This is a genomic window from Mesorhizobium sp. WSM4807 (genome assembly GCF_055811615.1).
The window spans coordinates 111710-124783 of sequence record NZ_JBVVQY010000005.1; the positions used below are offsets into that span (position 1 = coordinate 111710).

Annotated in this window: 11 protein-coding genes; 9 read left to right on the plus strand and 2 right to left on the minus strand. The window is 59.6% G+C overall.

The window, feature by feature from the left end; translation table 11 throughout:
* The 4 genes from AC0L3N_RS08335 to AC0L3N_RS08350 are packed head-to-tail and all read left to right on the plus strand — an operon-like array spanning nt 1 to nt 2954.
* Nucleotides 1-636: a TadE/TadG family type IV pilus assembly protein gene (locus AC0L3N_RS08335; protein WP_473546971.1), complete on the plus strand. Its 636-nt coding sequence runs from the start codon at nt 1-3 to the stop codon at nt 634-636.
* Nucleotides 633-1796: a CpaE/TadZ family protein gene (locus AC0L3N_RS08340; RefSeq protein ID WP_473546973.1), complete on the plus strand. Its 1164-nt coding sequence runs from the start codon at nt 633-635 to the stop codon at nt 1794-1796. Before AC0L3N_RS08335 ends, AC0L3N_RS08340 begins: the two co-directional genes overlap by 4 nt.
* The gene (locus AC0L3N_RS08345) at nt 1780-2370 is read left to right on the plus strand and encodes a L,D-transpeptidase (protein ID WP_473546975.1); all 591 of its coding nucleotides are present in this window, start codon (nt 1780-1782) and stop codon (nt 2368-2370) included. Before AC0L3N_RS08340 ends, AC0L3N_RS08345 begins: the two co-directional genes overlap by 17 nt.
* Entirely contained in the window at nt 2367-2954 is a 588-nt protein-coding gene (locus tag AC0L3N_RS08350) for a hypothetical protein (protein ID WP_473546977.1), read from the plus strand. Before AC0L3N_RS08345 ends, AC0L3N_RS08350 begins: the two co-directional genes overlap by 4 nt.
* Before the next feature lie 453 nt (nt 2955-3407).
* Here AC0L3N_RS08350 and AC0L3N_RS08355 read toward each other — a convergent pair whose 3' ends face one another.
* Nucleotides 3408-3947 (minus strand): hypothetical protein, encoded by a 540-nt coding sequence (locus AC0L3N_RS08355; protein WP_473546979.1) that lies wholly within the window; start codon nt 3945-3947, stop codon nt 3408-3410.
* Between the two features lie 299 nt (nt 3948-4246).
* Between AC0L3N_RS08355 and AC0L3N_RS08360 the strand changes: the two genes are divergently transcribed.
* From AC0L3N_RS08360 to AC0L3N_RS08375, 4 genes are read left to right on the plus strand one after another with little or no spacing between them, the layout of a single operon-like run.
* Nucleotides 4247-5695 carry a TolC family protein gene (locus tag AC0L3N_RS08360; protein WP_473546981.1) on the plus strand — a complete coding sequence of 483 codons (1449 nt, stop codon included), beginning with the start codon at nt 4247-4249 and terminating at the stop codon, nt 5693-5695.
* Between the two features lie 40 nt (nt 5696-5735).
* The gene (locus tag AC0L3N_RS08365) at nt 5736-7865 is read left to right on the plus strand and encodes a type I secretion system permease/ATPase (RefSeq protein WP_473546983.1); all 2130 of its coding nucleotides are present in this window, start codon (nt 5736-5738) and stop codon (nt 7863-7865) included.
* Between the two features lie 49 nt (nt 7866-7914).
* Nucleotides 7915-9204: an HlyD family type I secretion periplasmic adaptor subunit gene (locus tag AC0L3N_RS08370; RefSeq protein WP_473546985.1), complete on the plus strand. Its 1290-nt coding sequence runs from the start codon at nt 7915-7917 to the stop codon at nt 9202-9204.
* On the plus strand, nt 9194-9832 hold the full coding sequence (locus AC0L3N_RS08375; RefSeq protein WP_473546987.1) for a ribbon-helix-helix domain-containing protein: 639 nt from the start codon (nt 9194-9196) through the stop codon (nt 9830-9832). The genes AC0L3N_RS08370 and AC0L3N_RS08375 overlap by 11 nt, the downstream gene beginning before the upstream one ends.
* 62 nt (nt 9833-9894) lie before the next feature.
* Here the strand turns inward: AC0L3N_RS08375 and AC0L3N_RS08380 are convergent, their stop codons facing one another.
* A complete protein-coding gene (locus AC0L3N_RS08380) occupies nt 9895-10848 on the minus strand; it encodes a transglutaminase-like cysteine peptidase (protein WP_473546989.1) in 954 nt (317 codons plus the stop codon).
* A gap of 322 nt (nt 10849-11170) precedes the next feature.
* Here AC0L3N_RS08380 and AC0L3N_RS08385 point away from each other — a divergent pair.
* Nucleotides 11171-13074, plus strand: a 1904-nt coding sequence (locus tag AC0L3N_RS08385; RefSeq protein ID WP_473546991.1) for an Ig-like domain-containing protein, incomplete at its 3' end; no start/stop codon positions are given.

Below are 13074 nucleotides of genomic sequence, written 5' to 3' on the forward strand. Positions count from 1 at the left end.
ATGATCAGGCGTTTCGCAAGATCGGAAGACGGCGCGGCGATGGTGGAGATGGCCATCGTAATGACGCTTATGTTTGCGCTCACTCTCGGCTTCGTCGATTTCGGTTACGCCCTCTATCAGTGGAACGCCGCCAACAAGGCCGTGCAGCTCGGCGCACGTCTGGCCTCGATTTCCGATCCGGTTGCCACCGCGCTAGCTACAGCCGCACCGACGACGACACCGGGCGCTCCGGTCGTTGCCGCGGCCTACGGACCATTCACCTGCACATACACCGCCGGCACGGGCGCTTGCAGCAATGGCGGTACATTCAATGCCGCCAATTTCAGCCGCATCTTCCGCGGCGATACGGCAGTCACTAATGACGACGTCTGTCCCGCGTTGGGGACAGACCAGCGGCCGGGTATGTGTCATTTCTTTCCTGGCCTCAGGCGCGATAATGTCGTCATCGCCTATTCGGCCACCGGCCTGGGCTACCAGACTCGGTTCGGCGGACCGGTGCCGACGATCACCGTCAGCCTTCAGAACCGGGCCTATCAGTTTTTCTTCCTCGGCGGCCTCCTCGGATTCGGAAATCTCACCATGCCCTCGATGCTCAGCACGGTCACGGGCGAAGACCTGAAGAGTACATCCCCATGAATGCCATCAACACCAAGGTTCTCCCGACCAAACGAAAGCAGGTGGCCCTGTTCTCGTCGGATCCGCAGTTCAGACGCGAGGTGGCGACGCGGCTCGACGCGCTGGCCATCTACGATGTCAGGATTTCCGAGACGGCTGACTTCCTCAACGGTCCGCCCGCTGAGACGCGCCCGGGCATCGTCATCCTCGACCTGGCCAATGGCGAGTTGCTCGGCGAGCCCGGTATCGTCGCGGCGCGCGCTTTGTGGGCGACCGTGCCGCTGATCGCGGTCTCCGACGAATTGACCTCCGAAAAGACGCGCATCCTGGTTCGCATGAACGCCTCGGACTGGCTGCACAAGCCGCTCGACGCCAAGGAGCTGCTGAACGCGGTCACCTTCCACGATACCGGCAACCAGGGCACCAAGAGCCGCATCATCACCTTCATCAGCGCCAGCGGCGGCGCCGGCGCCACGACGATCGCTCTGTCGGCGGCGGAATTCCTGGCGTCGAAATCCACCGAAAGGGCTGCTTCGACCTGCCTCGTCGACCTCGATTTCCAGAGCGCCAATTGCGGCGCCTATCTCAACCTGTTCAACCAGTTCGACCTGGCCGGCATTATCGGCCAGCCGGAAAGGCTCGATGTCGAACTGATGGACGTCATCAGGCTTTCTCGTCCGTCCGGCCTGACCCTCTATTCATTCGAGAGGCCGCAGCTGCCGTTTGAGCCGCAGGGCGCCGATTTCGTGTTCCGGCTGCTGGACCTCGTCGCCTACCGGTTCGACGACATCGTCATCGACCTGCCGAATATCGAAACCCCCTGGCAGAATTCCGTGCTTTCGACGAGCGACGAGATCTTCATCGTCTTCGAGCTCAACGTCGCCTCGCTGCGGCAAGGCAAGCGGCTCTACACGAAGATCCGCGAACTGCGCGGCAATTCGGTGAACATCACGCTGGTCGCCAACAAGCATAAGCGCAAATGGTTCGGCAACCACTTTTCGCGCAGCGAACTCGAGAAGATCTTCAAGGCGCCGCACATCAAGTCGGTCGGCCTGGACAATGCGCTGCTGACCGACGCGCTGAACCGGGCCATCCTGCCTTCCGAAGTGGACGGGCGGGCGCGCTTCAACAAGGATCTGAAGCGGATGTTCAAAGAGCGGCTCGATGACGCAGCCCGGTAGATACCGCATCGTCCCGGGGCTTGCCGGCGCCTGCATCATCGGCCTTGCCTTGGCGATACCGGCCTGGGAATTCGCCCATGCCCGATCCGCGCTGTCGGACCGGCCGCCGCTGCCGGCAATGGGCCCCAGCCTGCGCAAGGCGGTTGCTCTCCAAACCGCGGAACGGGCCGGCACGATCATCATCCGCAAGGACGAGAAGGCGCTTTATCTGGTGACCCGGCAGGGCCAGGCGCTGCGCTACCAGATCAGCGTCGGACGCGACGGCTTTGGCTGGACCGGCATCGTCAAGGTGGGAGCGAAAACGGAATGGCCGGAATGGCGCCCGCCCAGGGAAATGCGCGCCCGCCAGCCGGAGCTGCCGGAAATGGTGCCCGCCGGTCCCTACAATCCTCTCGGCGCCAGGGCACTCTATCTGCTGCGGGACGGGCGCGACACGCTCTACCGCATCCACGGCACCAACGATCCCAAGGGCATCGGCTTCGACGGAACATCGGGATGTTTCCGTCTTACCAACACTGATGTGATCGATCTCTTCAAGCGCGTCCCGGTCGGCGCAAAGGTGGTGGTCCAATGACGATGATCAGCGAACCGGATATGCCGGCAATCGATATTGGGCCGGCAGCCCACACGGAAGAACAAGCTGCAGTGGGGAAACCGAGCAATGCAAGGATGATCGGCGTTGTCGCAGTCGGCGCCTTGCTGATCACGGCGGTGAACATAACGGCCGCGGTCTATTTCTACCGCGGCATCAACGATCTGCGCCTTGTCGAACGGCGGCTGGAACAGCTCGGATCGTTCGAGCAACGGATCGCAGCCCGGATTGATACGGTGAACAACGGCTTTCAAAGCCGGTTTGAAAAACTGGACGGTCAACTGCAGGGCAGCTTCAACGAAGTCAAAGGCAGCATTGCCCGGCTTGAACAGGAGCTGCCCCTCGACAGTGACGACGACATGTCGAGCATAGCGGAGCCTCCCGTGATCACAACCAGCACCATGGCGGAAGCGGCCACCGATCTCGAAGAAGCGATCGAACCCAATATCGTCGAAGCGCCGCGCCCGCCCAAAAAGAGGATCGCGGCGCCGCCCCCTCCCCCAAACTCGTCCTACCAGCGCATCGTGCAGCCTGACGGCAAGGTCCACTACAAGAAAATCAACTAGAAGCGACAGACATCGAGAGACGGTTTTTGCGTTCAGCCGCGTGCAGAGCTGCCGTCGTCTTGTTGGCAATGCCGATCGGGAGCGCGACGGCTGCGACCTGCTACCATGTTGTCAATGTCGACTTTTGGGATGTTCTCTATATCCGATCGCAGCCAAGCCACCTCTCCAGGGCTACGGGCGCAATCGCTAGCGATCATAACGGCATCATCGTGGCCACAGGCCCATGCCGGCCGGCCGGGGCGGACCGAAAGCGGCAATGGTGTCCGGTCACCTACTATCCGTTGCCGTCAGTGAGCCTGGACGGCTACGTGAAAGCCCATTTCGTGAAAACCACGGCGTGTCCCGGGTCCTAAAGCGCGTCGCGTTTGAATGGATTCATGCGACGCGCTTTAAGTTCTTGTTCTTATGCAGGTCGTTATCGCAAAACCGCTGCGCACTTTTGCGCGACATGCATTAGAGATCCCGCTGCAGAGCAATAAGCCGTACGGCGAGCGCTCGGGAACGCTGTCGCGCTTCGCCGAGAAACGCAACATGACAGTAGGCGCAGGCCGCAGTGCCCAGAAGCAGCACCAGGCTGTTTTGCCATGTGAAATCGAGGATCAGCGAGAATGGCTGGCCGCTCGGCGCGGTGAATGCCGCAATCGTGCTCGCTGTTTCAGAATGGCTGCTGGAAGCCATCATCAACCCGGCGAAAAGCAGGGCGGCGTGGTTGGCAAGGAAGAAGAACGCGGCCGATTTTCGCGTCCGGCAAGCCATCCAGCAGACGATCGATGCGGCGGTCAGGATCGCGGCATCAAGGGCCATTGAACCGCTCAGATAGAGGTCGACCTGCTGCCAGAACATCATCGACAACGGCCGCAGTTCAAGCCAGATCCGCCACAAAGCGGGGCTGGCCGGATAGGTTCCGAGCAGGAACGTCGCTGCTCGCTCCCCTGCAAGAATCAGAAGGATGAAAGCCGGGAAGGCAAAAAGCAGTAGTGGCTTGCGCGTCATGTTCCCTCGCCAATCGATAAGCAGAATAGGCTGCAAAGATTGCGCGAAGCTTAAGGAAGGCGGCGAGCAGCATTGATCACAGGCGCAGGCGCTTACCGCAACCACAGCGAGCGCCCGTTTTATGTGCCATTTTTGCTACATTCCCGAAACTTATGACCCGAATTCGCTTCTTGGCCGGCCCTAGATCAATAAACACTGACGTATTCGAAGAATTTATTGGATAATTTGTCAAAGCTTCGGTGAGAAGGCTTGGCATACAAAAAGTACCGGGCAGAAGCATGGGTGGGGTGGGGTAGACCATGAATACGACAATCAAAGTGGCCATTGGCAAGCGCCTTGGCCTGCTCTTCACATTTTCGATGCTGGCTTGCGGGAGCGCTAGTGCCCTCACGCTCAAGGAAGCGATGGCCGTAGCCGTCGAGTCCAATCCGGAGATCGGCCAAGCGATCGAAAACCGCGAAGCAATCGAATTCGAACTGCGTCAAGCGAAAGGGCTCTATCTTCCCAGCATCGATCTCGAGGCATCTGCGGGAGCCCGGCTCCTCGACAATTCGTCCCGACGAGCGCTCTCCATAGAGGAGGACGGGCTCTATCCGGCGGAAGCGGGTGTCGTGATATCGCAAACGCTCTACGACAGTGGAGCACGACGGGCCGAACTGAACCATCAGGCGTCGCGGGTCGACGGGGCTTCTTTCAGGGTACTGGAGCGATCTGAATTCATCGGGCTCTCCGTCGTCCAGGATTATCTTGAATACATGCTGCAGGCCTCGATCGTTTCAGAGGCGAAAAAGAACCTGGGCTTCCATCAGGGGATTCTCGGCGATATCCGGCAAGGCATCGCGGGTGGTGCGCTGAACGATGCCGACGGCCAACAAGCCCAGGAGCGGCTTTTAGCAGCCAAGGCACGCTTGCAGGAAGCCACCGAAGAGCTGGAACAGGCCAAAATACGATTCTTCAAGACCGTCGGCAAGCCGCTGACCCACGCCTCAAGGCCAGGCAGTGTTGGCGGCGCGCTGCCAAGGTCGGTTGACGAGGCGCTGGGACTGGCGCGCGAGAACAATCCGCGCGTTCACATGGCCAATAGCGATATCGACGCCGCTGCTTCACTGGTGGATGCAGCCCGAGCCAAATTCGGACCCGCTATCGTCGCCGAAGGCCGTGCGCGGGCCGGATACGACGTTGATGGCGATGACGGCGACGCCAGCGACCTGCAAGCGCGGCTCGTGCTGCGCTGGAACCTCTATCGCGGAGGTATCGACAAGGCCAACGAACAAGAACAGATCCGCCGCACCAGCGAACAGCGACTTGGATTGAATCAGGTCTTGCGGGAAATCGAGGAAGCCGTCCGCACCTCGTGGGATCGCCGTTTCCGGCAAGCCGAACTTGCCAAGACTCTGCGGCAGCAAGCTGCCGAGAGCGTAAAAATCGTCGCGTCCTACCGCGAGCAATTCAAGGTCGGACAGCGTTCGCTGCTCGACGTGCTTGACGCGCAAAATACGCGGTTCAACACAGCAGCGCTGGCGGATACTGCCTCCTACGCATCGCTTTTCGCCGAGTATCGGCTGTTGGCGGCGACCGGGCAGTTGCTGAAAACGATGAACCTTCAGCCGGCAAAACAGGCGGCGGCTTATGCCAGGACCGAGTTTGCAACGCCGGAGACTGCTGACACCGAAACCTATGCGCGCACCCCGTCGGAACAGAAAAATGATCTGCCTTTCGACATCCTCGCCCCGGTCAGGAAGAAATAGCTCGGTTTAAGGATCGATCGAGAGTCCTTGCGGGCAGATCGTGAATCAGCAACCCAACATCCTCTCTCCTAAAGAGGCATTCAAGGCCTGCTTTTCGGCTATTGCCGGATATCTCGGCAGACCGAGCGCCGAAACCGTCCTGTTCGCCGGGGTTCCGCTTTCAGAGACGCGAATAGAGGTGGAGGACATCAGGCATCTTGCCGAACGGATCGGTCTGGAGGTCCAGGAATTCAGCCACCGGGATTTTCTGCGCGGTCGTGTCGATCTCCCTGCCATTCTCTTTCGCGTCAGCCAGTTGCCTGTTGCCCTGCTGGCGGAGATGCACGACGGCGCATATACGACCGCCCCGCAGGAAGATGGCCGCACGATCATCGCCAAATCCGAGCTTGCCGCCAGTTTCATCAGTGGCGGCGTATCCTTTTCGATAACCTATGCCAATGCCGCCGAAGGGATGAAGGTCGGTTCGGCGGCGAAGATAGAAAGGCGTCACTGGCTGACGGGAACGATGGGCGCGTTCTGGCGCACCTATTCGAAAGTCGTCCTGTCGGCGATATTCATCAATCTGCTGGCCATCGCCTCGCCGATCTTCACCATGAACGTCTACGACAGAATCCTGCCGAACAAGGCAACATCAACGCTGTGGGTTCTGGCAATCGGCATCGGCGCCGTCATTCTGTTCGATCTGCTTTTGAAGACCGCCAGGGCGTCTCTCATCGACTATGCCGGGCGCAAAGCAGATCTGCGAATATCATATCTTCTGTTCGAAAAAGTCCTCAACTCGTCTTTGTCAGCGCGCCCTGGCTCGACCGGTGAATACGCAAATCGTGTGACCCAATATGAATTCGTGAGGGAGTTCTTCACCTCCAACACGATCAGCGTCTTCATCGATACGGCTTTTGTGTTCGTCTTTCTTCTGGTCATCTATGCGATAGGCGGCTGGCTGGTGGTGATACCGGCACTGGCCTTCGTGGCGTCGGTCATCGTCGGGCTGATCACGCAGCGACGCATCGGCAGGCGAGTCGCCGCCTCGATGAACGAGGCTTCTCAGCGCCAGGCCTTGCTGGTCGAATCCATTTCGACGCTGGAGACGATCAAATCGCTGCGGGCCGAAGCGTATCTGCTGCGGAGATGGGGCGAGCACTCCAAGAACGCTGCCAACACGTCGGAAAAGATCAAGCAGCTTTCGGCCGCCGCCGGCAACATCACCCAGGCCATACAGCAGCTTGTGACCGTCGCCCTGGTCGTAGCCGGCGCCTATGCCTTCTCGGAAGGGGATATTTCTACGGGAGCAATAATAGGCACGGTCATGCTGGCGAGCCGCGCGGTTGCTCCGCTTGGCCAGATCGCCATCACGCTTTCGAGACTGCGGCAAGCCATGCTCTCGTTGAGAATCATCAATTCGATCATGGCTCAACCGGAAGACCGGCCGGACACGGTGGGCTTCGTCAACCGCCCCATCCGCAACGGTGCGATGGTGTTCAGGAATGTCGGGTTCGTCTATCCCGGTTCGGAAAACGAGGTTCTGACCGGCCTCAATCTTTCGGTGAAACCGGGAGAACGGATCGGCATCATCGGCCGCATAGGGTCCGGCAAGACAACGATGGGTCGCCTGATCGGCAGGCTTTTCCTTCCGACCTCGGGAGAGCTTTTGCTCGACGGCATCGACATCCGCCAATACCACCCGTCGGAGGTTCGCGCTGCGGTAGGAATCGTCGCCCAGGCCGGCGATCTGTTTTCAGGCACCATCAAGGAGAATCTCCTGATGGCGTGCCCCGAAGCGACCGATGAGGAAATCATCGACGCCGCCAAGGCCGCCGGCGTCGACGAGTTCGTCTCTCGCCACCCGCGCGGCTATGACATGAATGTCGGCGAGCGGGGTACCAATCTCTCGGGAGGGCAGCGACAGACGGTGGCAATTGCGCGCCTGCTGCTGACCAAGCCGAAAATCGTCTTCCTGGACGAGCCGTCAGGCTCAATGGATCTCGCCTCGGAAAGACAGTTGATCAAACAGCTCAAAATGGCCTTCGATGAAAACACGACGCTGATCGTGTCAACCCACCGCTACAGCATGCTTGAGCTGGTGGATCGGCTTGTCGTTGTCGAGCAAGGCAGGATAGTGGCAGACGGGCCAAAGGAACAGGTCGTAAAGGCACTGCAGAAAAGTGGCTGATAAAAAATAGATTATATTGAGCGAGTTCAATATAATGGGGCGTAAGGAAATGCTTGCCAAAGAAGATCGTCCGCCGCTTTTCGCGTCGGCGTCCATATTCATCATAGGAGCGCTCTTCGTCGTTTTTGTTGCTTGGGCGTCTTTTGCCGAAGTCGATGAAATCGCACGCGGCGACGGCAAGGTCATCCCGGCTTCCAAGACCCAAATCATCCAGGCCAGCGAAGCCGGCGTCGTCCAGGAAATCGCCGTCAAGATTGGGCAGGTCGTCAGGAAAAACGATCTGATCATTCGCCTCGACAACACGCTGAATACGTCCAGCCTTGGCGAGCAGCAGGCCAAGTCACGCGCGCTTGAAGTGCGAATCGCAAGGCTCAAATACGAACAAAGCGGCAATCTCGCAGGGCCCTTTCCGTGCCCGGCCGACATTCAGTCGATCGCTCCGCAAATCTGCGACAATGAACAAAAGCTTCTCACAGCCCGGCGCGAAAACTTCGACAACAAATTGTCGGTTCTCAAATCGCGCCTCGACCAGCGCGAGAAGGAACTGGACGAAGCAGCCGCCAATTCCGAACGCCTCACCAAGAATCTGGCCGTTAGCGACGAAGAGGCAAAACTGGTCGGATCAATGGTCAAAAAGGGACTGATGGCCAGGACGGAGCAAATCCGGGTCGAACGGGAGCAAACCGAACTCAATGGTCAGCTGAATCTGTCCGGCGAGACAGTCAAGAAGATCAGGTCAACGATCACTGAAGCTCAACTCCAGGTTGAGGAGCTCGGCCTCCAGCTGCAGCAGGAAGCACTGGATGAACTGACTCAGGCGCTGGCCGAGCTTTCGGTCGTGGACGAAACCATTCGTGGGGCTACCGACAAGGTAGCGCGCACCGATATCCGTTCGCCGGTGGACGGCATCGTCAATACACTGGAGCTAAACACGGTTGGCGCCTTCGTGCAGCCTGGCTCGGTCGTGGCAGGCATCGTGCCCACCTCCGAAACCTTGCTGGTCGAAGCGCGCGTCTCGCCACGCGATGTCGCTTTCATTCGTCCTGACCAGGAGGCGCTGATAAAAGTCACCGCTTACGACTTCTCGATCTTCGGCGGCATCGAAGGCAAGGTCTCCAACATCACCGCCGACAGCCTGGTCGACGAGAAAACGGGTGAGCCCTTTTACCAGGTGCGTGTCGCGACGGACAAGTCGACCCTCGAACGGGACGGCAAGGCCTATTCGATCATCCCCGGCATGATCTGTTCAGTCGACATCAAGACAGGACGCAAGACGATCCTCAATTACCTTTTGAAGCCGATCAACAAGGCGCGTCAGGAGGCCATGAGTGAGCGCTAGCGCCAACTCTCCTTCCACCACCCATGATCGGTTGCTTCTGCCGATCACCAGAGAGGATTTCGGGCTGGAGTTCCGGGTTGTCGCGCGTGGCGGCATACGCCGCGGCATTCGTCTGGAAAAGGCTTTCTGGATGTCGCTGAAGCAGATGGCTGAAAACAGGAAATGCACGATCGGCATGCTGATCGACGAGATCGCCAAAAATCAAAGCAAGACTGGTAATCTGACGTCGGCGATACGGGTGGCCTGCATACTCGGGCTGGCGGATGAAAACCTGATCCTGCGAAAGCTTGCATCGATCAGAACGATCAATGCCATATTGGTTGCCTGCCCCTCGCCCGCTTTTGCCTTGGCGTCATCGAAGAAGATCCTGACTTTCAATGCTCCGTTCCAGCAACTGGTCAAGCGTCAGTTGCCGACCGGACCAAACAATGATGCACGACAAGATCTCAAGCTGGCGCTGGATCTCAACGTCGCCGACATTTTCGCCCGGCTCGATGCCAATGGCGAAGTTCCGATCGCCAGCGGCTTCGTCATCGGCGCCGGCGAACGTCGGTATCGGGGTCAATTGAATGCAGTGCGGGCGCCCGTACCCGAACCGGAGCTGCTGATGGCGTTCGTCAACGGTTAATTTAGAGCTGCCGCTCCGGGCAAGTGCAGCTCAATCCACGCTGACGATGCTTCGCGTAATTTTCACAGGGACATATCCGGCTCCGAACCTTCGCCAGGAGCAACCGTTGCGAAAGCGCCTTTGATGTCGGCTATTTGCGCGCCCCCTGGTTTTGCGCCATGGATCCACGCCCGGTCAGTGCTGAAGGAATACAGCGGCAGATAATCAGGGAGATCGCTGTCTTTCAAAACAGTGTTGTTGAGACTGTCGAGGATGAATGTGCCGCTGTCCGTACTCACCGACAGCACGGCATGAAAGAATTTTCTGCGGCGATCCTGGAGAACAACAAGCGACATGCTCTGCGCCGGGACGCCGGCCCGCAGCAGTGCCGCCATCTTGAGGATGGCAAAATCCTCACAGTCGCCAGCCCGCCGCTCGAGGATTTCCGAAGGCTTCGCCCAATAGTCGAGCCTGCTGTAAACTGTACTGTCTTTCTTGTAGGCAATCGCGCGGTTTATGCTGCTGTTGACGAAGGACAGCTTGTCGCTGAATCCCCGGTCTTTGACAGCGTTGACGATCTCGGCAAAAGCAGCGCTCTTGCGCTCGCACGCACTGCTCGCGGAGCAGCCGGCGATGGCCCTGTAGACAGGTGCCCAGCGCGCCGAGACGGGAGAGTTGCGCATCGACAAGGCAACCGATCCGAACACACCGGGGATTATCGCCGCCGTCTGGACAGGATCTATGCCGACATCGCCTCGCGACGTGGAAAGAGCCTCCCCGTAATCAGCAACGGATGGCCCGTAGCTGCCGGGAAACATCTCTGTGCGGTAAGCTTCAGCAGGCCGCCAAGGCTGAAATCTCGCCAACGAAACGCCGCCGAGGCATGGCGGCGCCTGCACCTTTTCCAGCTGCGCACCGGCCGCAGCGACATCCGCCACAATGGCATTCGCGAGTGCTGGCTGCGACAGGCCGACAAGGCCGATCGCCAGCAAAAGCATTTTGAGCCCGGTTGCCAGGCCAGCCTTTTCTTTTTTCATAACGCCCACCTTTGACTGTGGACGCTACCAATCTTGTCTCAAATTATTGGAAAGGAAGGTAGATAACATTGTCGCAAAGGGCTACGTCTGTTTTGTATAAAATTTTATATATATTTATACTTATTCTTCCGCGTCATTGTCGTAAGGATTGCCAACAAATCGGCCTGCGGCGCCAACATATATTGGGTTATATAAATGTGGTTTACCATGCGTAAAAAATAGTGGCAGATGCATATTAGGATATATGGAATAGATTACCAGACTGTTGCAAAGCCGAGGTGACCGCTGTCTCTTCCAGAGAAATACCGGAGGGGTTTCAGCTATGGCGACCATTATCGAATTGGACAGTGTTTCAGGTTCCTCGGACGAACATTCTGCTTCCAATGAACACAGCGGCCTGGCATCGGCGCAAGCTATCCAGGTCGCGCAAGCAGCCTCGACCGAGCAACCGGCAGCAGCCGAGCCGGTGCCGGCGGATGTGGGCAACGGCGCACCAGTGCAAACGGAAGCGCCGGCGGCGGCCAATGCACCAGCGGCCGCGGCGCCGCATGAATATGTGGCCGACGCCAGCAACACCGTGAGATTTCCGGCCAACGTCGCCATCGACAATATCCGAGTCGATGGCCGCAACCTTCTGCTCGAACAGCCAGACGGCTCGGTGGTCGTCATCAAGGACGGTGCCCTGAACGTGCCGACCTTTATTCTCGGCGACATTGAGGTGCCGCGCGTCGCCTTGCTGGCGGCGCTTGAAGCAAGCCATGTCGATATTGCCTTCGGCGCCGACGGCTCGATCTCGGCGGGGCCGGGAAACGGGACGCCGGGCAGCGCCGGCGGAAACTTCGCGGTTCCAGTCGGCGGGATCGGCAATGGATTCGATCTGTCGGCGTTGCTGCCGCCGACGGCCTTGCAGTTTGGCCGTTTGGAGCCGCGGGAACTGACGATTGGCGTCAGGGAGAATGACTCTACCCCTTCGATCGATCCTGTAGCCTCGACCACGGTCTATGAGGCTGGCCTGCCGGCACGCAGCGGCGAGTCACAAGGCTCGAACGAGCCTGCGACCTCGGAGACGACCTCTGGCACGATCGGCTTCAGCTCGCCGGACGGCGTGTCGGAAGTCTCGCTGGGCGGCCATGTGCTGACCGGCGTGCCCCAGACCTTCACCGACGCGACCGGCTCGCTGACAGCGAGCTATGTCTATGATCCCGCGACCGGCCTCGGCACGATCAGCTATTCCTATACGCTCATCGACAACACCTCCGGCGACGCCACCAGCGTAAACCTCCCGGTCGCGGTGACCGACGCCGACGGCGATCCGGCAGCGCCAGGCAACCTGGCCATCAACATCGTCGACGACGCGCCGACGGCGATTGCCGACACGGACAGCATCGCGGCGGGTCAGTTCGGCCCCGCGACGGGTAATGTGCTTGCTGGCGGGACAGACGGCCTTGACGTCAACGTGACTGACGGGGCGGCCGACACGCAGGGCGCCGATGGTGCGACGGTAGTCGGGGTCACGAGCGGCACGACGAATTCCGATCTGGACGACACTGGCACGCTTGGCGTGCAGATCCAGGGGACTTACGGCAAGCTGACGCTGAGCGCGGACGGCACCTACAGCTATGCGCGCGATGCCGGCACGCCCGGTGGCGTCGACGACGTGTTCACCTACACCATCAAGGATGGCGACGGCGACCTGTCGCATACGACACTGACAATCTCGATCGGCGATGCACCGCCGGTGATCAGCGACCTGACGCCCGAGGCGCGTGGCGGCGACGTGACGGTGAATGAAGAGGCGTTAAATGTCGGGACGCCGGGCGGGCCCGGCTCGAACCCGTCAAGCACGGCCGAGACCGGTACGGGCACCTTCACCATCTCCTCGCCCGACGGCATTGCCTCGCTGACGATCGGTGGTCAGGCCTTCATCACCAACGGCGTGTTCACGGCGGGCTCGTTCACGACGCCGGAGGGCAACACGCTGGCTGTGACGGCCTACGATGCCGCGACAGGTCAGGTGAGCTACACCTACACGCTCCTCGACAATGAGGCACATCCCACCGCCCTCGGTGAGAACAGCCTGTTCGAGAACTTTGCAGTGGTGCTGACCGACCAGGACGGGCAGAGCGCCAACGATACGCTCACCATCGATGTCGTCGACGACGTGCCGACGGCGAACGCCAACACCAACAGCGTGGCCGAAGGCGCCATCGCCACCGGCAACGTGCT

What these genes read in the sequence shown, in the direction of transcription:
- AC0L3N_RS08340 (WP_473546973.1), top strand. Translation starts at nt 633, where the DNA reads ATGAATGCCATCAACACCAAGGTTCTCCCGACCAAACGAAAGCAGGTG.
- AC0L3N_RS08370 (WP_473546985.1), top strand. Translation starts at nt 7,915, where the DNA reads ATGCTTGCCAAAGAAGATCGTCCGCCGCTTTTCGCGTCGGCGTCCATA.
- AC0L3N_RS08380 (WP_473546989.1), bottom strand. Translation starts at nt 10,848, where the DNA reads ATGAAAAAAGAAAAGGCTGGCCTGGCAACCGGGCTCAAAATGCTTTTG.
- AC0L3N_RS08345 (WP_473546975.1), top strand. Translation starts at nt 1,780, where the DNA reads ATGACGCAGCCCGGTAGATACCGCATCGTCCCGGGGCTTGCCGGCGCC.
- AC0L3N_RS08335 (WP_473546971.1), top strand. Translation starts at nt 1, where the DNA reads ATGATCAGGCGTTTCGCAAGATCGGAAGACGGCGCGGCGATGGTGGAG.
- AC0L3N_RS08350 (WP_473546977.1), top strand. Translation starts at nt 2,367, where the DNA reads ATGACGATGATCAGCGAACCGGATATGCCGGCAATCGATATTGGGCCG.
- AC0L3N_RS08360 (WP_473546981.1), top strand. Translation starts at nt 4,247, where the DNA reads ATGAATACGACAATCAAAGTGGCCATTGGCAAGCGCCTTGGCCTGCTC.
- AC0L3N_RS08355 (WP_473546979.1), bottom strand. Translation starts at nt 3,947, where the DNA reads ATGACGCGCAAGCCACTACTGCTTTTTGCCTTCCCGGCTTTCATCCTT.